This is a genomic window from Desulfobulbus rhabdoformis (assembly GCF_016919065.1).
GTDB lineage: Bacteria > Desulfobacterota > Desulfobulbia > Desulfobulbales > Desulfobulbaceae > Desulfobulbus > Desulfobulbus rhabdoformis.
Genome location: NZ_JAFFQA010000004.1, coordinates 147,662 through 169,527 on the forward strand (window position 1 = coordinate 147,662; position 21,866 = coordinate 169,527).

The following is a 21,866-nucleotide window of genomic DNA, read 5'->3' on the forward strand; positions in this document are numbered from 1 at the left end:
CTTGATTGAAAAATCTAATTATTCAAGACACCCTCAGGTTATTTTTTTATGAACCATTGACCGTAGTGTTTAAGCTCGGCAATGGATTCCCGTATATCTTCCTGCGCCAGGTGGCGGCATGCTTTGGTGAATTGAGGAAGGTCAGGAGCCCAGCGTACAGCGAGCTCTTTCAGCGTGGAAACATCGATGTTGCGGTAATGAAAATAAGCCTCAAGTTCTGGCATATAACGAACCAGAAATCGGCGATCATGCCAGACAGAGTTGCCGCACATGGGAGAAACACGGTGGTCTACCCATGCCTGGATAAAGGCCAGGGATTCCTTTTCAGCTCGGCGGCAGTCGTACGTACTTTGCCGCACCCGTTCAATGAGCCCAGATTCCCGGTGCTGTTTTTTGTTCCACATATCCATGGCCCCCAGCACCTCCTCTGGCTGATGAATGGCAATCACCGGGCCTTCGGCAAGGATCTCCAGCTGCGAATCGGTAACTACCGTCGCCACTTCAAGAATTCTGTCGGAGAGGGGATTGAGCCCGGTCATTTCCAGGTCAATCCAGATAAGGTTACTGTTTTCCAACGTCGGCTCCCTTGGTTAGCCCAGATTTTTCATGAACATTGTGTTGAAATTCGGGTTAGCCGTCATCTTGCATCGCTTCTTCCTATACTGGACCACAGCTTGTGGCCCAGTTCAACGTTTTTTGCCTGATTTCGTTTCGAGTTCGAGATATGTCCGCCCTGCCAGTGATGCCAAACAGGGGAAAGGGGATGCACCATAGGCCCGGAAATCCCGGTTCAGGACTGAATGCGGCCAGCGCTGCCAAGGACGGCCCTATTTTTATGCATCACCATGGTGATTAACTCATCTCGTGCAGGGCCGAGGTATTTTCTGGGGTCAAATTCTGCTGGTTTTTCAGCAAAGACCTGGCGAATGATCGCAGTCATAGCCAGACGGCCGTCGCTATCAATATTGACCTTGCAGACAGCAGAGGCTGCCGCTTTTCGCAGTTGCTCTTCGGGAATACCGGCGGTGTTGTCCATCTGACCACCAAACTGATTAATCAGCGCCACATGCGACTGGGTCACCGAAGAGGCTCCATGGAGAACGATGGGAAAACCAGGTACCCGTTTTTCAATTTCCTCGAGAATGTCAAAACGGAGGGGAGGTGGTTCTTCACCCGGTTTAAGCTTAAACTTGTAGGCACCATGAGAGGTACCTATGGAGATGGCGAGCGAATCGACACCGGTTTGTTCCAGGAATCGCTCTACTTCTTCCGGGCGGGTGTACGAAGAGTGCTCGGCGCTCACTTCATCCTCAATCCCGGCTAGGACCCCCAACTCGGCCTCCACTGTGACCTCGTGGTCATGGGCGTATTCCACTACCTGCCGGGTCATGGCTGCATTTTCTTCAAACGAGTGATGTGAAGCATCAATCATCACCGAGGAAAAGCCCGAGTCAATGCATTCCTTGGCCAGCTCAAAGCTGCTACCGTGGTCCAAGTGGAGGGCGATGGGGACTGCAAGTCCCTCTTCCTGAGCAAGGTCCACAGCCGCTGCGGCCATGTGAGGGAGAAAAGCGGTGCCAATGTATTTGCGAGCACTGCCTGAGACCTGGAGAATAACCGGTGATGCAGATTTTGCACAACCTGTAACAATGGCTTGGAGCTGTTCCATATTGTTGAAGTTATAGGCAGGTACGGCAAACTGCTCGTCCATGGCCTGGAGGAACATGGCTTTGGTGTTTACCAGTCCGAGTTCTGTATAGTGAATTTTTTTCATGCCTTACTCCTTTAAAAGAGGGGAAGCTTGATAGAAAATAAAATAACGGAGCTTGAAATGAAGGATTAAGAAAGAAATGCGCACGAATACAAGGCGAAAAGGATCAGCCCCCTAAAGCAAAGGAGCAATCACATAAATAAAATATCATACTAGGAGTATGTAATGTTCATCATAAGAAGGGCAAGGAAAATCAGGCTTGTGAAGAATTTCCTTGATCATTTGCTAGTCTCAAAAGAGGATAGAGCAAAGATGAAATTATTATTTATAGGAGCACCCCATGGCTAAGACTCCCGTGCAAACTGATAAAGCCCCCGCAGCAGTTGGCCCCTATTCGCAGGCTGTAGCTATTGACGGCTTGCTTTTTACCTCTGGGGTTATACCAATTGATCCTCAGACTGGGACTATTCCGCAGGCGGATATCGCGACCCATACCCATCAGGTGTTAAAAAACCTGTCCGCTGTTGCCCAGGCAGGAGGAACGGCTCTCTCACATGCGGTAAAGGTCACAGTGTTTTTGACGGATATGACCAGTTTTCAAGAGGTCAATGCAGTCTACTCAACATATTTTGAAGAGCCCTATCCGGCTCGCAGTGCTATCGGTGTTGCCGCCTTGCCTCTAGGGGCAGCCCTTGAGATAGAGGCGGTTTTTGAGCTTAAATCGTAAGCAGTTACAGCCAGTCTACAAAAAAACCGCCTTCCAGAGTGTGGAAGGCGGTTCTTGCGCTGAAGGGGGAGGGATTTAGCCCTCTACCACCTCAATGCCTTCGAGTTTCCAGCTTTCGGTGCGGACCGGGCGGGCCCAGGTCCATTTCTCGGCAAACTTGACTGGTTCGGTCATATTGCCTTCAATCAGGTTACCACTCTTATCATCGACCGTGTAGTCGAGCAGGTTGGCTGTAAAGAGCACGGTGACAAAGTCCTCTCCGTTCTGGCTGCCCGCCTCGACAATTTCAACGCGACGAATGGCAATGGATTCGAGTTTGTTAATCTGGCCCTTGGCTTTCATCTCGGCAAAATGGCCCTCATACTCCGAGGCCAACTGGCTGCCAAGTAAATGACGGAACGTGTCGATTTCCCGACGCATCCATCCCGCCTGAATTTTGAAGAAGACATCTGAGGCCACCTCGAGAAAATGGTTTTCATCAAATCCGGGATCAGTCTGGCGGATTTCAGCCATCCCTTCTTCGGCAGTCATGGGCCCTGGTGCCGGGGGGACGGGGGGAACCGGCGGGACAGAGCTGCCGCCCATAGAGTTGCCTCCGCCCTGAAACATGGAGTTGGGTGGAGGCTGGTAGCCCGAGGAGCTTGAGGACGTTGGCCTGTTGACAAAGCGTTTGTAGAGGAAATAGCCGATCACGCCTAAAATGATAAGCGGGAGAATGCCCATACCGCTGCCGCCAGCTCCAAACATACTGCCAAAGAGCAGTCCGCCCAAGGCACCTCCGAGCAGTCCGCCCATGAGACCGCGGCCGAAACTGCCGGATCGGTTGGTGCGTTGATTGTAGTTTTGGCTGGGGGTAGATTTTGGGGTTGAGCGATACGTGGGTTTGCTGAACGAGCGTCCTCCGGACCGGGATCGCGCATCCGCATGGTCCGGCACCACAGCTGCGCCTACCAGGGTCAGGGCCATAAAGATGGCCATAAAGGGGAGACTACGTTTGAGTAATGCAAGCATTTTTAGGTATCCATAGCTACATTGTTGGTTAAACAGCTCCGGCATTCCAGCACGGCACTGCATTGTCACGATTGTTGATTGTTGGCAGGGAAGTCTCAAGCCTTTTTGCAATGGGCTATAAAAACGACAATTTTGTCTAGGGTAAGAATTTTCCCCTCGTTGTCAAGCAAATCCGTTCTTCAACCAGTCTCTGGTGTTTGATTGTTCATGATTTTTCCTACGCAGCAAAGTCCGGAACAATTACATCTCCTTGCTCAGGGAGAAAGAGGTGACTTGGAAGCGTTGATCCTTGTTTTGGAGGCGCGCTCTATAGCCTATATACTGGATTCCGAGCAACAACTCCTCTGGGTTGACAGGTTGCAGGCTGCAGAGGCTGAGAAGCAAATCAGGCTGTACCAGGATGAAAACCAAAATTGGCCTCCTGCCCCAAAAAAAGTTGAGCAGCATCCCCTGATGCCACCCACTGTTTTGCTCATGGGAGGGCTGGCGATTTTTTATGTATTCACCGGGGAGTGGAAAAACCAGTCTCCCTGGTTTGTGCATGGGGCGGTGGATGCAACGGCCGTCCGCCAGGGGGAGTGGTGGCGCCTGGTCACCGGACTCACCCTGCATGCCGATGCAAGGCACCTGCTGGGGAATTGTCTTTTAGGTGGGGTGCTGGTGCACCTGTTAAGCCGTGTCATTGGCTATGGTCTGGCCTGGATGTTGTTGATTGCCTGCGGCGTGGCCGGCAATTGGTGCAACGTGATATTGCGTCAGTCTGCACACCTGTCCGTGGGCTTTTCTACAGCGGTTTTTGCCGTGGTTGGCCTGCTCTCTGGCCTGCGGATGTTTCAAAAAAAGAAATCGTTGTGGCGTGATGTCCTCCTGCCGTTTGGGGCAGGGCTGTCTCTGCTTGCCCTGCTGGGAACAGAGGGCGAGCGAACCGACCTTGGTGCTCATTTTTTTGGTTTTTTGGTCGGTGTTGTCGCTGGGATTATTTCCGGTGGAACCCCACTTGTCCGCTGGTGCCGGCCTAAATCTCGGCAGCGGTTTTTTTTGGTAACATCCCTGTCTCTGGTTGTCCTAGCCTGGTGGTGCGCATTTTATCCGCCCGAATTTTTCCTGAACGTCTTGTCTTGATTGCTGGGCTAAGTAGGGCAAGAAAAGAGGCAATTCTCGTTGATCTGCTTAAAAAACGGAATCATTTTCCGATCTTGTTTGACGATTATCCGGGAAATGCATAAGGTAGTCACCACTGTATAAGGGGAAGATGCTCTGATCCGTATGGTCTTCCTGTTTCTTTCCTTCCCATAAAAACATACCCTAACTGGAGCTGTTTTCATGCCAATGAATGAACAACCCCCCTGGGGCCAGAAGAAGAAACCCTCTGGACCGGAGGATATTCTAGCCGCCCTTTTGCAAAAAATTCGAGACTCCTTTGCTGGAAAAGAGGATGAGGAAGGCCAGGGAGGAGGCACGCAACCACCAGGGCAGCCGAGCAGTTTTTTTGCCGGATTCAGTAAGCTTTTGGCCGTAGCTCTGGCCGTTATCCTTCTTCAGGGTGCCTTTTCAAGCTTTTTCACCATTAAGCCCGGTGAAGTCGGTATTGTTCTGCGGTTTGGTCAATACGTGCGAACCACCCAGCCCGGACTGCATTTCAAGATTCCATACCTGGAAGAGTTGACCAAGGTGGATGTGGAGAACGTACGCAAGGAGGAGTTTGGCTTTCGTACTCGTTCCCCAGGGTTTCGTGCCTCCTTTGACCGCAAGGGCTATGACATGGAATCCCTGATGCTGACCGGCGACAAGGACGTTATTGAGGTCGCCTGGATTGTCCAGTACAAGGTCAATGATCCTGTGAAATTCCTTTTTGAAGTACGGGATGTCGCCCAGGCTGTTCGTGATGCCTCCGAGACCGTCACGCGCCGCATCGTCGGGAATATGGATTTTGACTACGTGCTCAGTAATCGTGAGATTCTGGCTGCCAATGCCAAACGTGAGTTGCAGGATCAGATGGACCGACTCAACTGTGGCATCGTTATCGTGACCTTGCAGCTGCTTGATATCAACCCGCCGGAACCGGTGAAGCCAGCTTTTAATGAGGTTAATGTTGCCGATCAGGATATGAAACGTCTGGTGAACGAGGCCGAGGAAACCTATAACAAGGTCATCCCCAAGGCCCGAGGTAAGGCAAAACAAATTGTTGAAGCTGCGAAAGGCTATGCCGCTGAACGGATCAATCGGGCCAATGGTGAGACCAATCGGTTTAACTCCATTGTCAAAGAATATCTTTTGGCCAAAGAGGTGACGCGCCAACGTATGTATCTGGAGACCATGGAAGATATTCTCCCTCAGGTAGAGCATCTGTATATTCTTGATCAAAGTCAGCAGAATCTTTTGCCGCTTTTTGATCTGACCAAGAGGCCTCCGTTTTCTTCGACTGGTACCGCGAAATAATGAGGCGAGTAGATACAGCAAACATCCGTTTTCTCTAAGAGACTAAGAGCTATGACAAAGATTTTACAGATTTTTGCAGCAATACTTCTCATTGCGGTTGGTGTGACCGTATGGGATGGTTTTTTTATCGTACCCGAAGGGAAACAGGCGGTCATCACCCAGTTTGGTGCGCCTGTGGGGGAGCCCGTGCGCGAGGCGGGGCTTAAATTCAAAACCCCCTTTATTCAGGTGGTGCAGCTTTTTGATAAACGCGTATTGATCTGGGACGGCGATCCGAATCAGATCCCCACCAATGATAAAACCTTTATCTATATGGATAATACAGCCCGCTGGCGGATATCCAATCCGCTGCGATTCCTGCAGGCAGTGGGGACTGAAAGCCGGGCAGCCTCCCTGCTCAACGACATTATTGCCGGTTCAGTGCGTGACTTGGTGAATAAAAACAACCTGATTGAGATTATTCGCAGCTCGGATTGGTCGCCGGATTATATGGTGGCTGAGATGCAATCGCGGGATAACCTCGGGCCCCCCAAGGTTGGCCGTGATCAGATCAGTGAGCTGGTTCTGCAGGCGGCCTCCAAGATCACTCCCCAGTACGGCATTGAACTCTTGGATGTCATGTTTAAGCGGGTCAACTACATCGAGTCGGTACGGTTGAAAGTGTATGACCGAATGATATCCGAGCGAAAAAGAATCGCTGCGGAGAAACGTTCCACCGGCGAGGGGCGTAAAGCCGAGATCTTAGGGCGTGTTGATCGTGAGTTGCAGGAGATTACGTCGAAGGCCGATCGAGAGGCAACCGAGATTCGTGGTAAAGCCGATGCTGAGGCGGCCAGGGTCTATGCGGGGAGCTACTCGCTTCACCCCGAATTTTATGCCTTCCTCAAGAGCCTGGAGAGTTATAAGAAGATACTGGCGGGGAACACCTCCATGGTACTCAACACCGATGCGGACCTGTTGCGTTATCTCAAGCAGTCGACGGACCCCATAAGCAGCACGAAGTAGTTCGTGCTGCTAGATTTACGTTTTTTTAATCAAGGAACACGCCCGGTCCTTCATCGGCAAAGGCCGGGCGCTGTTCCGGTGAGTAGGGGATTCGCCCCCGCTCTTCTAAAAGTACTTCAAACTGGGTGAGTTCCGCCTCTGTGGTGAGCGCATCCAGTCCTAGTTTTTCAAAACGACAATCACAGTGCACCAGTTGTCCGCCACACCAGGGACAGATCTCCACCGGACAACCCAGTTCATGGTTTTCGCCGTTTTCGGCATGACAGGCCGGGCAGATTTCCGCGTCGTTTTGTAGCGGCTCATAGATGGCCAAATTCTCAAAGGGCGTGCACGCTTCCATAAAGGCTTTGACGCTTTCGTATTCAAAGAAATCAATGAGTTCTTGAACAAGAAAACCATCTTTTAAATTGCCCTGGAACTCAATCCCCTCGCTGGACACCAGGTAAAGATAGTGGTTGTGCTGGGTGTGTGCCGCCAGCAGAAAGATACCTTGGTGCCGTTTGACTAAACGGATTTCGCGGATCCAGTCTTCTCGGGCCTCAGGCAGGTAGCTGTAAAACTCGAGGAGTAGAGTCAGGCCAATACTATCATCACGGTAAATATCCAGGAGGTCTTCTGCTTCGGCGCGCGATTCCTCCGGCACGGCATAGTCCATGGCTGTGGTGATGTTTTTTCGCTGTCTTTCTAAATCATTGTGCATACGTTGTCTCTCGATCGGAAAAGCGGGGGAAATTGTCTGTGGTATAGAAAAAATGAGTACAGTGTATAGACTGTTCGGATAAAAAAGTGGGTTGCTTGAATTTTGAAAGTAAATGCGGTAAAAAGAACTGTTGGTTAATCTGTACGGACTCCAGGCACCTCTGTTGGCGTCTTTTCATTTGCCCTGTGGCACGAGCGGTTGTTGTACCGACACTCTAATGGGCCATTCCGGTCCACGCATCGTTTTTCCATCTCTTTAGGGTACTTTTAGGAAACAATCTGTTTCTGTTTGCCACTACCCACCGGAGTTCGACATAGTTCTGTAGGAGGATTTATTGAATGTCTGAAACCGATCAAAATAATACGGCCAGCCTAAAAATTGACGGTAAAACGTATGAATTATCTCTTTTAGAGGGCACAGAAGGGGATAAATCAATCGACATCCGTAATTTATTGCGTGATACCGGGTATACTGTATTTGATACCGGCTATAAAAATTCAGCCTCCTGTAGCTCAACGATCACCTATCTCGATGGCGGGCAGGGTATCCTACGCTACCGTGGTTATGCCATTGAAGATCTTGCGGAAAAATGTCTTTTTATTGAAGTTGCGTACCTGCTGCTTCATAATAAGTTGCCAAATCGTGAGGAACTCGAGGCGTTTCGGGTTATGCTGGAGCAGCAGGCGTTGATTCATGAAGACATGATTCATTTTTTTGACAACTTCCCGCCCAATGCCTCACCGATGTCAATTCTGTCTTCCATGGTGACCAGTCTTCATAACTTTTATCCGGAGATGAGTGGAGATCCCCTGGAAAATATCGATCTGACAGCGACGCGCCTGATCTCAAAAATCCGAACCATTGCTGCCTTCTCGTTTAAAAAATCAATTGGCCAGCCGCTGGTGTACCCGCGTAATGATTTGTCCTACTGCGGTAACTTCCTCAACATGATGTTCGATACACCGGTGCGTCCGTATATAGTTCTGCCTGAGGTGGTTGCTGCTTTGAACAAACTGCTTATCCTGCATGCCGATCATGAGCAAAACTGCTCGACCTCGGCGGTACGTCTGGTGGGCAGTGCCGGCGGCAATCTCTATGCTTCTATTTCTGCAGGAATCAACGCCCTTTGGGGACCGTTGCACGGAGGCGCCAACGAGGCGGTTATTGAAATGTTGGAGGCGATCCACGCGGATAACAACGATTATAAGAAGTACATCGCCAAAGCCAAGGATAAAAATGATCCGTTTAGGCTTTCCGGTTTTGGTCATCGGGTCTATAAAACCTATGATCCTCGCGGGGAGATTATCAAGGCGGCCTGCGATGGTATCCTGGATGTCCTAAACGTGAAGGATCCGTTGCTGGAAATTGCTCGTAATCTTGAAGACATTGTCTTGACGGACGATTATTTTGTCAGTCGTCATCTCTATCCGAATATCGATTTTTACTCCGGCATCATTTACAGGGCGCTTGGCATCCCCACCAATATGTTTACAGTCATGTTTGCCCTGGGCCGTCTTCCCGGCTGGATTGCCCAATGGCGGGAAATGCGTGAAGATCAAGATACGAAAATTTGTCGCCCGCGTCAGATCTATGTTGGCGCGCCTGCCCGTAAATTTGTCCCCCTCTGTGAACGATTGTAATTAACTCGGTTACTCTCAATAAAAAAGGCCGCACCATTTTGGTGCGGCCTTTTTTATTGACGCGAATTTGCTCACTAATTCTCTAAACGGCAATTTTCGATAAAATGGCGGACAAGGGCCTGCTGTTGGTTGGAGAGCGGCCCGAATTGGAGGCAGTACCGCCTAGAGGTGAGCGTGCTGAACATAGAATGCGGTGTGGAGGTGATTTCATTGACCACGGCCACTGGTAGGTTCTGCAGATAGAGGTTGGTCTCCGGGTAAAAGAGATCCAGCTCCAGAGGAAAAGAATGTTTTGTCTGCATGGAGACAAAGCGCACTGCAAGGCCACCCTCGCTTATGTCTATGAGCCCGCCTGGCTCTGTACCGACAAACGCCAGCACATCCGGGTGGGCCGGGTGCCGCGTATGTTGTCTCCGCTCTCTACCGTTAGGCAGCTGTTTGGTATTGGTATCGACCATTTTGATGCATCAATCGCGTTCTATCTTATCGTTTACAGGCTGCAAATTGCCTGCAGTATTCTTGGACAAGCTGCCAGCGTTGCATGGGGCGTAAACGAAAATAGATCGGGCTTAACATCAGGATTCGGATGGCTTCTCTCGTACTCATAACGTTCCCTCCACGACTCAAACAGTTACTTTTATCAAAGCAAATAGTATGCCGTTTTGTTTGGGGGGGAGGGGCGTTTTTAAAGCGAAAAGGTAACCTTGTTTAGTTGGGATCTGAATCGGTGACGGCGGGGGGCACTGAATAACGTACCCTATTGATGAGACAAAGATTTTTAAACAAATTCATCTGTTGTTCAACTTCACCCGTCGTCGCTGAGATGTTCCAGCGCAGACCAGCTTCATTGTTCGTAACAGGTCGATAAAGTTGACTTTAATCGGTATGTCACAAACATGGAAGCTGAGGCCCGATGAATGTTCACGAATTGAGGTGGAAGTACGATTTCGTCTTGTCGATTTCCGTTTTTTCGGAGAATGTTCTGTCGATTTCCGTTTTTTTGCCGACAAAAAAGACGATTCTGCCTTTGCAGCTTGATCGTCGATGCTTTTTTTATTTTTATTGAGTATTTTCAAATCGTTATGGTGTTGCCCCTTTTGTTTTTTCACCGGGGGAGCTGATGCGCAGAGCAATCGGGCCCTGGAAAGTCAATCTTCTTTTTCCAGGCTCTGACTGCAACTGAGATGGACCTTAAGGGGAACCCGTAAACTCAGGGCAGACTCCATATGTTCTTTGAGCAGGTGTGTTACCTGTTCAATTTCATCGTGCGGAACTTCGAGCACAAGCTCATCATGTATCTGCAGGAGCATACGTGATTGTAATTCAAGGTGCTGGAGTTCTCGATGAATGCGTAACATAGCAAGTTTGATGATATCCGAGGCAGTTCCCTGGATTGGGGTATTGATTGCGGTGCGTTCGGCAAACTCTCGCTGCATGCGGTTGCTGCTGTTGATATCAGGTAGGGGGCGTCGTCGCCCCAATAGTGTGGTGACATACCCATCCTGTTTGGCTTGGGCGACAGCTGATTTCATAAACTCCTTAATTCCGGAAAAATGAGCGAAGTAACGATCGATAAAGGTCTGTGCCTCTTTGCGACTGATCTCGAGTTGAGTGGAGAGGCCAAAGGCTGACATGCCGTAGACAATGCCGAAATTGATGGTTTTGGCAACCCGGCGCATCTCAGCAGTGACCAGTTCTGGGGCCACGAAAAAAATTTCCGCCGCTGTGCGCCGATGAATATCCTGCCCATTTTGGAACGCAGCCGTCAGTGCCGTGTCTTGGCTGTAATGGGCCATGACTCGAAGATCGATTTGCGAGTAATCCGCAGCCAGCAGTGAACAGCCAGGAGCTGCAACAAAGGCCGAGCGGATACGGCGCCCCTCTTCCGTGCGAATGGGGATATTTTGCAGGTTGGGATTGCTGGAACTCAGGCGTCCGGTTGCAGTGCCGCATTGATTAAAAGAGGTGTGAACGCGACCGGTCAGTGGGTTTTGCAGGCTCGACAGTTTATCGATATAGGTGGATTTAAGCTTTGCCAGGTTGCGGTACTGAAGAATGAGCGCTGGCAACTCGTGGTCTTTGCTGAGGCGTTCAAGTACCTTGACATCGGTTGACCAGCCGGTTTTGGTTTTGCGTCCTTTGGGCAACTGCAACCGCTCAAAGAGAATCTCGCCCAGCTGTTTGGGAGAGTTGATGTTGAATTCCGTGCCGGCGCTTGCATAGATGGATGCTTCAAAGGCTTCGAGTCGCTGGCCGAATTCCTGGGAAAGTCGCTGCAGTTGTTCGCCATCCACCAGGATACCGGTCCTCTCCATGACGTGCAGTACGGGGATCAGAGGGCCCTCCACCTCTTCCATGAGTCCCTCAAGGCTGGCGGCATCAAGCTGTGGCTGCTGGTGTTTATAGAGTTGGATCGCGGCAAACACGTCCTCACAGCTATAGTCAGCCGCCGCATCGAGCGCCACCCTGCAGAAAGCGTCGGGCTTTTTGTCTTTCTCCGTTACCTCGGCAAAGGAGGTCATCTGCAGGCCAATTTCCAGGCAGAGGTCATCTAACTTGTAAGAGCGCCGATCGGGTTCAAGCAGCCAGGCTCCTATCATGGTGTCGTACAAGGGGCTGGAAAGCTGGATTCCGCCATTGTGGGGGGCGGCAAGGACTGCCAGGTCAAATTTAAGGTTGTGGCCGATTTTAAGCGCCGAAGAGGTGCTCAAAACGGGACCAAGCGTAGCGACGATCTCTTCCCTGCTCAGCTGAGCAGCAACACGTTCCCCTGCTTCTGTACGGTGGCCGCAGGGAATGTACCAGGCCGCACCGTCATCGGTTGCAATCGATATACCCACCAGGTTGGCACACAGGGTGTCGAGTGAGTCGGTTTCCGTGTCCAGGGCAAACAGAGCAACGTCCGCAAGCCGTTCTGCAAGCGTTGCCAGGCTATCTTTGTCTTGGACCAGTTGAAAATCGGAAGTGTCCACCTTGCTGGCGGTGTTTTCCTCCTGCAACAGTGAATGGAATTCAAGCTCGGTGAGCAGCTCGCGTAAACGGACCCCATCTGGTTCCTGATAAAGGTAGTGATGGATATCCTCCGGGACGGCGACGGATTCGTTGAGTCGAACCAGGTCGCGGGAGAGGAAGGCCTGCTCTTTATTGTCGAGAACACGTTGGTTGGTCTTGGTTTTTTTGAGTTGATCGGCCACCGCATACAATCCTTCCAGATTTGTATACTCGCTGATAAATTTTTGAGCGGTCTTGGGACCAACCCCCGGAACGCCGGGAATATTATCTGCACTGTCTCCCGTAAGGGCAAAATAATCCAGCAGCTCGGATGGTGGGAGACCATATTTCTCCTGCACAGCGGCCTCATCCATCAATCGGTTGTTCATCGGGTCCCAAAGGCTGACATTGGGAGCCACCAGCTGAAGAAGATCTTTGTCGCCTGAGACAATGACCACCTTGTACCCCTGATCAACCATCTTTTTGGTGGCAGAGGCAATCATGTCATCGGCTTCCTGGTCATCATCCTCCAGGTTGGCAATGCGGTAGGCTTCCACAAGTTTACGAATATAAGGAATCTGTGCAGCCAGATCCTCGGGCATGGGGGGGCGGTTGGCTTTGTACTGCTCGTAGAGGCGGTGACGAAAAACAGGGCCTCTGGTGTCAAAGGCAATGGCCAGGTACTTGGGATTACGCTCATTGATCAGCCGCCGCAGGATAGAGATGAAGCCAAAGACCGCATGCGTGGGTAAGCCCTGTGAGTTAGAAAGAGGCTTAATGGCATGGTAGGCTCGGTAAATATAGGCGCTTCCGTCGATCAGGTAAAGTTCTGGCTGGGTCATGGGCGTGATGGGCTAATGGGTCTGGATGGGTAAGGGGAGGCACCAGTGGCGACTGCCACGGATTGCCGCAAGAATCTCCCTGTCTTTGTACACACTGCTGAAGGCCAGACCAAGGAGAATTTTCATAAGAAAGGATCGTAAGCCTACAGGAGAGAAAGAAAGGGAGCAAAAAGCATAAAAAAAACCCTGCCCGCAGGCAGGGTCGTGGGGGAGGTAAGCGCTGTGGCTCAGCTCTCAGGGAATTCGCCTGGGATCAGGCGGCTCCAAGCCGCACCCAGGTCGCCTGGAGTCCTTTATCCCCCTCTTCCATGGAAAAAAGTACGTTATCCCCTTCGGTGAGATCATCCAGAGCAACGTCTTTGAGTGAGTTCGCATGGAAAAAAACATCAAGCTGATCATGGGTAACGATAAAACCATAGGATTCAGCCGGGACAATTTTGCGAACAGTTCCCGAACTCTGCCCGTTAACGATCGCTGATGCAATTTTATCTGATTTATGTTTTTGTTTCTTTTTGACTATTTCTTTGAGTTGTTTATTTAAAACGTCAAAAGATTCGGTCAGCAGGCTGCGGACATTTTCACCCCAGCGCTTGACTGCGACCGTATCGTTGGGCACTGAAGCAACCAGACGGATCTCATGACCCCCTTCTTTATACCCCGGTGTTGCTTCAATAGTAACGCGTAAATGGAGGACGAAATTCGCATAATGGCGGATGAGCCGATTTCGCTCTTCCTCAATCTTTTCCTGCCAGCTCTTTCGTATGTCAAGATTTTTGGCCTCGATTTTCAATTCCATATACATCCTCCGATGTGAACGGCGGCAGCGACCCTATGCCGCTCCCTAGTGAAACAGGCAGCGATTTCCTGGGAGGTTTTTCGGATTAATGCTCTGCCTGCGCAATCCGATAGCGTTGGGTTGGGGAAAACGTGAGCAGGGGGCTCACTGAGATACTGTTGGGGAAAGGAAACCGCTTGGACATGACTTAATTATAGGCATTGCCCGAATGGGAAATCAAGGGGGGCAGGGTATTTCTTCCTGTAAAATTTAAGGAGAGAGTAAGGTAATGGTATGAATACGCAAGAGAAAATAGGTGTTTTACTGTTGAATCTTGGTGGTCCGGAGCGGCCAGAGGATGTGCGTCCTTTTTTGCTGAATTTGTTTTCTGATCGTGACATTATTCGGCTCGGTCCCCCCTTCATGCAAAAAATCATTGCCCGTATCATTGCCACCCGCCGGGCTCCAAAAAGCAGGGCCAACTATGCAAAAATAGGTGGGGGATCGCCGATTCGGGCCAAAACAGAAGAGCAGGCACGTGCTCTTGAGGATGCGCTTACCCCAGCTGGATCGTTTATTGTCCGATCCTGTATGCGCTATTGGCACCCCTTTGCAGGCGAGGCACTTGCACAAATGCGTGAGGCTGGTGTCGACCGGTTGATAGCGCTTCCCCTGTATCCCCATTATTCCATCGCTACCACCGGTTCATCTGTGACGGATCTCAAGGCGCAGATGAACCGAATGCAGCTGCAGCTTCCACTTGAGGTGATTGAGGCCTGGCCGGAGCAAACGGAGTTTATTGCTGCCCTGGCCACCCGCATTACAGAGGGGATTGCATCCTTTGCCGGTGCAGAAGTCGAACTCGTGTATTCGGCCCACAGTCTGCCTGTTCAGTTTATTGAAGAGGGGGATCCTTATGTGGAACATCTAAAGCAGACTATCGCAGCTCTTGAGGCACAAACCAAGGTGCAGGGAAGGTTATGCTACCAGAGCCGCAGTGGCCCCGTTCAATGGCTTGGTCCAGCCCTGCCTGAGGTTATTGAGGCTATTGCAACGCAGGGAGGGAAGAACATCCTGGTCGTCCCCATTTCCTTTGTCTCTGATCATGTGGAGACCTTGTACGAAATCGATATTGAGTATCGACAATTGGCCGAGAATCTGGGGATGGGCTTTCGTTTGACGAGGGCTCTGAATGCGGATCCTCAATTTATTGCCTCTTTGGCCGCACTGGTTAGAGAAAAGTGTGCATAGACCGAGGGGAGAGCATTAAACATTGCTGGACGTATCCGGGGTAAAGCTCCGCATACGCACATTCATAATAATGCCGATAGCAAGCAGGTTGGTGAGCAGTGAGGAACCGCCGTAACTGAACAGGGGCAGGGGCACGCCAACCACGGGCAGAAACCCCATGATCATAAACAAATTGATCACCGCTTGCCAAAAAATGAGCATCGTACAGCCAAAGGCAAGGATAGAACCGAACTTGTCTTTGGCTGACATGGCCACATTCAGCCCCCAGACCAGCATAAAAAAATAACAGCTGAGAAAAAAGAGCGATCCAGCAAATCCCCATTCCTCCCCCCATACGGAAAAGGCGAAGTCCGTATGTCGTTCCGGTAAAAAATGAAGATGCCCTTGGGTTCCTTCCATGAACCCCTTGCCAAAGACTTTGCCACTGCCCACCGCGATCTTTGATTGCATGATCTGGTACCCATGGTTCATGGGGTCGGCTTCCGGGTTGAGAAAGGTCTCGATTCTCTTGCGTTGATAATCCTTGAGCAAAAATTTCCAGCCGATAAATGCGCAACTCAATCCTGCACCACTGAGCAGCGCCAGGGTAGACCAGCGAAGCCGGACATACAGTGTCATGGAGACAAAGATAATCGCACAGATCAATGCGGTGCCCAGATCCGGTTGCTTCAGGATCAAGACAAAGGGCAGGGCGGTTAACAAAATCGGTTTAAGTAAGTCCCGCAGCCTGTAGCCTCCGGGGACATTCATGGTGGCATAGCAGGAGGCCAGTACCAAAATGAGGATAAGTTTAGCGGGCTCCGAGGGCTGCAGGTTGAAAAAACCCAGGTCAATCCATCGCTGCGATCCGGCAATGGCCTTCACAAAAAAAAGGGTATAGGTGAGCAGGATAAGTATGATCCCGTAAAAGGCATAACCCAGCTTGGCGATACGGTGGTAATCAATCACCAGCAAAATAAAAAGCAGTGCCAACCCCACCGCATAAAAAAATCCCTGTTTGTAAAAAGTCGAGGAAGGCCCGGTATCCGTTATAAAGGTGGAGCTGTACAGGTTAGTCAAAGCCATGGAGCCCACCAGCAGCAGCATAAGCAGCATGACCCAGTCAAAATGTTGGAGAAGTCTTCGGTCAAATTGGAGCATGATCATCTCTCTTGTTATGCATGGGAGGAGGGGTTAGTGACTGAGATCTGAGGTCGCCTGTTGCTCGGCAATTTTTAAAACTTTTATCCGGTCTTCAAAGTATTTCTTTAATATTTTTGCAGCAATGGGGGCTGATGTCGAGCCACCATGGAGTCCGTGTTCAACCAGGACTGTGACCACTATTTCAGGGTTAATCGCCGGGGCAAAACAGGTAAACCAGGCGTGGTCCCGGTACTCATAGGGAATATCTTCCTCTTTGAGGTGTCGGTATTGCGCCAGACGCACCACCTGGGCTGTACCGGTTTTTCCCGCGACCAGAAGGCCAGACACGCCAAGTCGCGCCTCGCGTCCGGTGCCTCGTTTGGCGTTGACCGCCTCCACCATCCCTTCACGGATGAGTCTGAGGTTCTGGCCCTGCCCAGTGATGCGGGAGATGATTTCCGGCGTAAACTGGCTGACTGTCTCGCCGTCTGGGTCGATGATCTCCTCTACCAGGCTAGGTTTATAGAGGGTGCCGCCATTGGCGACGACCGACGTCATCTGGGCAATCTGCAAGGGGGTAGTGAGGTCATAGCCCTGGCCAATGGCCACCGACAGGGTTTCCCCCTCGTGCCATTTCTTGCCGTAGCGTTTTTTCTTCCATTGGGTCGAGGGGACGAGGCCTGCCTTCTCGTGTTCCATCTCAATGCCGGTACGAGAGCCCAGGCCAAACATTTTGGCATAGCGGGCCAGTCTGTCGACGCCAAGCCTTTGCCCTGTCTGGTAGAAGTAAACATCGCAGGATTCGGCCAAGGCGCGTTTCAGGGTGACGTCACCGTGGCCAACCCGTCTCCAGCAACGATAAATACGATTGCCAAAACGATAAAAGCCTGGACAGTAAATACTCGTCTCCGGCGTGATCACTCCTTCGGCCAAACCGGCAAAGGCGGTGATCGGCTTAAAGGTTGATCCGGGTGGATACTGGCCCTGGACCAACTTGTTGACCAGGGGATGCTGCGGGTTATTGAGCATCGCATTCCAGGCCTTATGGGAGATACCCCCAACGAATTCTTCCAGATTCAGCTCTGGTGAACTGACCGCGACCAGAACCCGCCCTGTGTTGGCTTCCATGGCGACTACTGCACCGGCATAGTGGTTGAGTGCCATCTCCTCTTCGGCAATTTTTTGCAACTCAACATCCAGAGTCAGCTTTATGTCGTTGCCTGGAAGGGGCTCGTCGCCCTTAAGGTTTTCCTGTTCAAAGCCCAGGGCATTGACCTCCAGGTTGTGATGCCCCTTTTCGCCACGCAGGTCAATTTCGCGTAATCGCTCCAGACCCATCTTGCCAATAAGGTCGCCTCCCTTGTAATGCCCTTTGCTCAAAGGGTCGTCTTCTGCCTTGTCCAGCTCTGCCTTGTTCACTTGGCCCATGTAGCCAATCAGGTGGGAGGCCATGTTGCCGTAGTGGTAAATACGCAACGGGACGACCTCAATCTTGATCTCAGGCAGGTGCATCCGGTTGTTTTCAATACGAGCAACGGTTTCCCAATCAATGTCTTCGGCAAGGCGAACCGGTAGATGGCCTGGAGTGTTGGCCATTTTTCGTATTTTTTCTAAGAGGACAGACGGGTCTTCATCAAGTATCTGCGTGAGGTTTTTTAACCACTCATCATTGATTTTATTATCCTCACGCATCCAGACCACATTAAACGAGGGGCGATTGGTGACCAGCTCTCTACCTTTGCGATCATAGATATTGCCACGGGGGGCAGCGATTTCAATTGAACGGACCCGGTTATTGTCCGCCAAGGTCGAGAAAGCCTCGCCTTGTTGTATCTGTAGGAACCAGAGCCGAGTAATGATAACGGAGAAAAAGAAAATGACGATGATGCAGCTATACAATGCCTTTTTCTTGTAACCGCTAAGATCATTTTCATCGCGCGGGGCGAGTCGGGCGCTTCGTACCTCTCGTCGCTTCTCCGTGTCGAGCAGTGATTCCGTCCGACGACGGTTTTGTTTTCTAATAGGGCTTTTATCGGCTCCGTAGAGATTTGCCACAGTCTATGCCTCGTGAACACATCATAAAAAGGAAATCAGGTGCGCCGTCTTCGCCTGTTATCTGTGCGCAGGCGTATGCGGTTCCAGGGGAGAAGATTGCTTACTGAAAATGTGCGCACCTTTTCAAAAAAGAAGAAAAACGGATAGGCGAGCAGCATAACCAAAAGGGTACGGATGCACATCGGCGACCAAGACCAGGGGACGAGATGGTCGGGCTGTAAGAAATTCAACAATTGATACACCAAATAATGCACAGCCAGGTAAACCAGTCCGATGAGCGGAATTTGATATAAGGGCTCTCTGATCGGTAGTTTTTCATTGGCGGTTTTTAATAAGAAAAAGCCGCTGAAGCAGATCAATGCGTAACTGCCAAGGACTGTTCCACAGAGTACATCAAGGAAACAGGCCAAGGGAAAAAGAATGAGCAAGCAGTGAATCAACTCAAGGCGGTAGGCAAGAAAGGCCACAAGAACAAAATAGAAATCAGGGGCGGGGAGCCAGTCTACCTGGGGCATGAAAACCGTTGTCTGCGCGATGACCAACAGTAGGCCGACTACAATAAAATTAATGACAATCATGCCTCAAGGTATCCCCTTCTGGTAGAGGGCTAAGGGTTGTGTCAATGGAAGACAAAAACTGGCGTGCCAGGTTTAGGGCTGCTCAAGCTGCTTTATTTCGGCCAGGTTCGGTTGGTGAAGAATCAGCAGATGCTCGAGCTTTTGGTAATCAACGGAAGGGGTCACTTTGATCTCATGAAACATGCCGCGAGGTTTTCTGATTATTTCAGAGACCACACCAACACGCAATCCGGTGGGAAAGATGCCCCCATAACCGGCAGTGACCACATATTCGCCCTCCTGAACTTCGGCTGTTTTAAGAATATACTCAAGCCGATAGGTAAGGGTTCCATCGCCCTTGAGGATGCCTCGTACGCGCGATTTCTGCAGGAGTACGTCAATAGCGCTTGAGGGAGCAATGGCCAGCAGGACTTTTGCATAGTTGGGAGAGATAGCAAACACCTGACCGACGACGCCCTCGTCATTGACCACCGGGTCGCCTTTGGTGATCCCGGCATTGGAGCCCTGATCAATGATGACCGAGCGAAACATGGTCGAGGGGTCTTTGCCGATAATGGAGGCGGCAAGCTTTGATTGCTGACCCAGTGAGTTTTTAAATTCCAGAAGTTTTCGCAGGCTGGCATTGGTGGCCATGGCCTCCCGGCTTCTGTTGAGTTTGATTTCGTTTTCTTGGAGTTGCTTGACCAGCTGTTTGTTTTTTTCCCGCAGGCGAAGACTGTCCTGCAGAATATCCACGTATTCTGATTTGAACCGATTCACCGTACTGCTCCCGATGGAAACCGTTTTTTGCAGTGGACCAACAGCCTCAAGGATCAGTTTGTGCAGTGAACCGAATTGCTGGCTTCCCAGGGTGGAGACGAGGAAAATCAGGGCCAGGGTCAGGAGAACTCCGGCCAGGACGATGACACGGAAAAGCCTGAAACGGCTGGGACGTTTTCTGGAGCTCTTTTTTTTCATGGGAAGAAGGTGCGCAGCCTACGGGTACAGTTCACAAAAAAGAATAGAAAGTGAAATCGCTTCTTTAGTTGTTGACGATTAGTCGATGGCGATTTCACGTAAGATATCAATGTTGTCGAGTGCCTGACCGGATCCGAGTACCACAGATGACAGTGGATCTTCGGCAACGATGATCGGCATCCCGGTCTCCGTTTTAAGCCGGGTATCCAGGTTTTTCAAAAGTGCACCGCCGCCGGTGAGCACAATGCCCGAGTCGACAATATCGGCAGATAACTCTGGGGGGGTCTGCTCCAGGGCTACGCGGACTGCGTCAACTATAACATCCACCTGTTCGGAGATGGCCGCCTGGATTTCGTGGGAGGTGATGCTGATGGTTTTGGGAATCCCAGAGACCAGGTCACGGCCCTTGATCTCCATGGTTTCATAAGGCTCTTCCGGCATAACATTGCCGATAGTGGTCTTAATCTGCTCTGCAGTCCGTTCGCCAATGGCCAGGTTATGCTTCCGTTTGATGTGCTGCAAAATGGCATCATCCATCTTGTCGCCCGCTACGCGAACGGATTTGGCATACACAATACCTGCCAGGGAGATCACCGCAACCTCAGTGGTTCCGCCACCAATATCAACAATCATGTTGGCCGTTGGCTCGGTAATGGGCAGGTTGGCGCCGATGGCTGCGGCCATGGGTTCTTCGATCAGGTAAACCTCTCGGGCACCGGCAGATTCGGCCGTGTCGCGCACCGCTCGTTTTTCTACCTGGGTGATGCCGGAGGGGACGGAGATGATAATACGAGGATGCACCAGGGTACGCCGGTTGTGCACCTTATTAATAAAGTAACGCAGCATAGCTTCGGTGACTTCAAAATCGGCAATAACACCGTCCTTCATCGGCCGAATGGCATCAATGTTTCCCGGAGTACGGCCGAGCATCTCTTTGGCCTCACGGCCAACAGCGAGGACCCGGCTGCCACGGGAATCCTTGCGTACTGCAACTACTGAGGGTTCACGGAGAACAATGCCTTTGCCTTTCACGTAGAGGACTGTGTTGGCGGTGCCGAGATCGATGGCCAGATCATTTGACATCCAGCCAAATAAAAAATTAAACGGAGAAAACATTCCGAAATCACCTTATATAAGTAGAGGTATCAGCGGATGGTGTGCGCTGAAAAATGTTGGGCGAAAGGAGTTGAAAAACTATGTACCAGATCTGAATCCAAGGAGCCAACAGGGGAGTGCTGCGTAGGGCGTCGGTGGAAGGCATGTCTGTCGCCAAGTAGCTACAGATTCAGCGAAAAATTCCACAAAAACGTCCCATCGCCACGGATTCAGGGCTAAAATAAAAGAGGTACATTACCAACCAAACCCACCCTTGGCAATCTCAATGGTGCCTTCTTGAAAAAGAATTTGAGAAAAACTTGACAGCCCTCAGTCAGCATGGTAAATGCCTCTTCACGAAAACGAAGGGGCTATAGCTCAGCTGGGAGAGCGCTTGAATGGCATTCAAGAGGTCAGCGGTTCGATCCCGCTTAGCTCCACCAACTATATAAAGGGGTTAACTCATTTTGGGTTAACCCCTTTTTGGTTTTCGTAGACGCATCGTAGACGATTTTTTTTATTCCTCAACGTCAACACCGTCTATTCCTCGCAGTTTGCTTCAAGCCTTGATCGGATAACCGGAAGGGGCTTTTCTCATTCCCTCATCCGCTTTTTGGGACATCACAGAGCGCTTTGTTTCTCACTGGTGAGTCAAAACACGATCAAGAAAACTACTCATTCATGAATGGAGATGATGGGAACTATTTATTCGCTTTGTGCAGCTAAGAGAGAATAAACTGTTTATCATTACTTGTATCAATTAATTCTGGATAACTTATTGAATTTGCCGATCATTTTGCATCGTGGCTAATAAGGATTTTTTTCTCTTTTTGTTTTTGTAACCAAGGTGCAAATGTTAATGGAATATCCAGAAGTTGGGTTGTTCTATTTCGGAATAAAGATACCACCTTGTGCGCTTAAATAACCGTTATTACGACATAAAATAACAGTATTTTCTTGACGAATT

The 21,866-nt window shown here is 50.6% G+C and carries 19 protein-coding genes and 1 tRNA gene; 7 read left to right on the forward strand and 13 right to left on the reverse strand.

What is annotated here, in order from left to right; all coding sequences use genetic code 11:
• Nucleotides 1-38: 38 nt before the first annotated feature.
• Complete coding sequence (gene orn / locus JWJ90_RS03445; protein ID WP_205225798.1) at nucleotides 39-575, reverse strand: oligoribonuclease; 537 nt, start codon at nucleotides 573-575, stop codon at nucleotides 39-41.
• A 215-nt stretch (nucleotides 576-790) separates the two neighbouring features.
• Complete coding sequence (locus tag JWJ90_RS03450; protein ID WP_205225799.1) at nucleotides 791-1,774, reverse strand: class II fructose-bisphosphate aldolase; 984 nt, start codon at nucleotides 1,772-1,774, stop codon at nucleotides 791-793.
• 277 nt (nucleotides 1,775-2,051) lie between these two features.
• Between JWJ90_RS03450 and JWJ90_RS03455 the strand changes: the two genes are divergently transcribed.
• A complete protein-coding gene (locus JWJ90_RS03455) occupies nucleotides 2,052-2,438 on the forward strand; it encodes a RidA family protein (protein ID WP_205225800.1) in 387 nt (128 codons plus the stop codon).
• 75 nt (nucleotides 2,439-2,513) lie between these two features.
• On the opposite strand, the gene JWJ90_RS03460 is transcribed toward JWJ90_RS03455, so the two are convergent.
• The gene (locus tag JWJ90_RS03460) at nucleotides 2,514-3,449 is read right to left on the reverse strand and encodes a Tim44 domain-containing protein (protein ID WP_205225801.1); all 936 of its coding nucleotides are present in this window, start codon (nucleotides 3,447-3,449) and stop codon (nucleotides 2,514-2,516) included.
• Nucleotides 3,450-3,656: 207 nt separating this feature from the next.
• On the opposite strand from JWJ90_RS03460, the gene JWJ90_RS03465 reads away from it, so the two are divergent.
• The 3 genes from JWJ90_RS03465 (at nucleotide 3,657) to hflC (ending at nucleotide 6,893) form a co-directional block, all read left to right on the forward strand.
• On the forward strand, nucleotides 3,657-4,571 hold the full coding sequence (locus JWJ90_RS03465) for a rhomboid family intramembrane serine protease (RefSeq protein WP_205225802.1): 915 nt from the start codon (nucleotides 3,657-3,659) through the stop codon (nucleotides 4,569-4,571).
• Between the two features lie 201 nt (nucleotides 4,572-4,772).
• A complete protein-coding gene (gene hflK / locus JWJ90_RS03470; protein ID WP_205225803.1) occupies nucleotides 4,773-5,888 on the forward strand; it encodes an FtsH protease activity modulator HflK in 1,116 nt (371 codons plus the stop codon).
• A gap of 51 nt (nucleotides 5,889-5,939) precedes the next feature.
• Nucleotides 5,940-6,893, forward strand: coding sequence for a protease modulator HflC (gene hflC, locus JWJ90_RS03475; protein ID WP_205225804.1), 954 nt, complete (start codon nucleotides 5,940-5,942; stop codon nucleotides 6,891-6,893).
• Between the two features lie 25 nt (nucleotides 6,894-6,918).
• Here the strand turns inward: hflC and JWJ90_RS03480 are convergent, their stop codons facing one another.
• Nucleotides 6,919-7,593 carry a hypothetical protein gene (locus JWJ90_RS03480; protein ID WP_205225805.1) on the reverse strand — a complete coding sequence of 225 codons (675 nt, stop codon included), beginning with the start codon at nucleotides 7,591-7,593 and terminating at the stop codon, nucleotides 6,919-6,921.
• Nucleotides 7,594-7,931: 338 nt separating this feature from the next.
• Here JWJ90_RS03480 and JWJ90_RS03485 point away from each other — a divergent pair, with 338 nt between their 5' ends.
• Entirely contained in the window at nucleotides 7,932-9,233 is a 1,302-nt protein-coding gene (locus JWJ90_RS03485) for a citrate synthase (protein ID WP_205225806.1), read from the forward strand.
• Nucleotides 9,234-9,307: 74 nt separating this feature from the next.
• Here JWJ90_RS03485 and JWJ90_RS03490 read toward each other — a convergent pair whose 3' ends face one another.
• From JWJ90_RS03490 to JWJ90_RS03500, 4 genes are all read right to left on the reverse strand, one after another.
• On the reverse strand, nucleotides 9,308-9,691 hold the full coding sequence (locus JWJ90_RS03490; protein ID WP_205225807.1) for a PilZ domain-containing protein: 384 nt from the start codon (nucleotides 9,689-9,691) through the stop codon (nucleotides 9,308-9,310).
• A gap of 25 nt (nucleotides 9,692-9,716) precedes the next feature.
• On the reverse strand, nucleotides 9,717-9,839 hold the full coding sequence (locus JWJ90_RS23495) for a hypothetical protein (RefSeq protein ID WP_275889056.1): 123 nt from the start codon (nucleotides 9,837-9,839) through the stop codon (nucleotides 9,717-9,719).
• Between the two features lie 542 nt (nucleotides 9,840-10,381).
• A complete protein-coding gene (gene polA / locus JWJ90_RS03495; protein ID WP_205225808.1) occupies nucleotides 10,382-13,066 on the reverse strand; it encodes a DNA polymerase I in 2,685 nt (894 codons plus the stop codon).
• A 253-nt stretch (nucleotides 13,067-13,319) separates the two neighbouring features.
• Nucleotides 13,320-13,862, reverse strand: coding sequence for an HPF/RaiA family ribosome-associated protein (locus JWJ90_RS03500; RefSeq protein ID WP_205225809.1), 543 nt, complete (start codon nucleotides 13,860-13,862; stop codon nucleotides 13,320-13,322).
• A gap of 273 nt (nucleotides 13,863-14,135) precedes the next feature.
• Between JWJ90_RS03500 and hemH the strand changes: the two genes are divergently transcribed.
• Entirely contained in the window at nucleotides 14,136-15,092 is a 957-nt protein-coding gene (hemH, locus tag JWJ90_RS03505; protein ID WP_205225810.1) for a ferrochelatase, read from the forward strand.
• A gap of 15 nt (nucleotides 15,093-15,107) precedes the next feature.
• On the opposite strand, the gene rodA is transcribed toward hemH, so the two are convergent.
• From rodA to JWJ90_RS03530, 5 genes are all read right to left on the reverse strand, one after another.
• Nucleotides 15,108-16,232 (reverse strand): rod shape-determining protein RodA, encoded by a 1,125-nt coding sequence (gene rodA, locus JWJ90_RS03510; protein ID WP_205225811.1) that lies wholly within the window; start codon nucleotides 16,230-16,232, stop codon nucleotides 15,108-15,110.
• A gap of 33 nt (nucleotides 16,233-16,265) precedes the next feature.
• Complete coding sequence (gene mrdA, locus JWJ90_RS03515; protein WP_205225812.1) at nucleotides 16,266-18,269, reverse strand: penicillin-binding protein 2; 2,004 nt, start codon at nucleotides 18,267-18,269, stop codon at nucleotides 16,266-16,268.
• A gap of 35 nt (nucleotides 18,270-18,304) precedes the next feature.
• Nucleotides 18,305-18,847 carry a rod shape-determining protein MreD gene (locus JWJ90_RS03520; protein WP_205225813.1) on the reverse strand — a complete coding sequence of 181 codons (543 nt, stop codon included), beginning with the start codon at nucleotides 18,845-18,847 and terminating at the stop codon, nucleotides 18,305-18,307.
• A 72-nt stretch (nucleotides 18,848-18,919) separates the two neighbouring features.
• Nucleotides 18,920-19,804 carry a rod shape-determining protein MreC gene (mreC, locus tag JWJ90_RS03525; protein WP_205225814.1) on the reverse strand — a complete coding sequence of 295 codons (885 nt, stop codon included), beginning with the start codon at nucleotides 19,802-19,804 and terminating at the stop codon, nucleotides 18,920-18,922.
• A 78-nt stretch (nucleotides 19,805-19,882) separates the two neighbouring features.
• A complete protein-coding gene (locus JWJ90_RS03530) occupies nucleotides 19,883-20,920 on the reverse strand; it encodes a rod shape-determining protein (protein ID WP_275889057.1) in 1,038 nt (345 codons plus the stop codon).
• A gap of 346 nt (nucleotides 20,921-21,266) precedes the next feature.
• Between JWJ90_RS03530 and JWJ90_RS03535 the strand changes: the two genes are divergently transcribed.
• Nucleotides 21,267-21,342 (forward strand) — tRNA-Ala (locus JWJ90_RS03535).
• The last annotated feature ends 524 nt before the right edge of the window (nucleotides 21,343-21,866 follow it).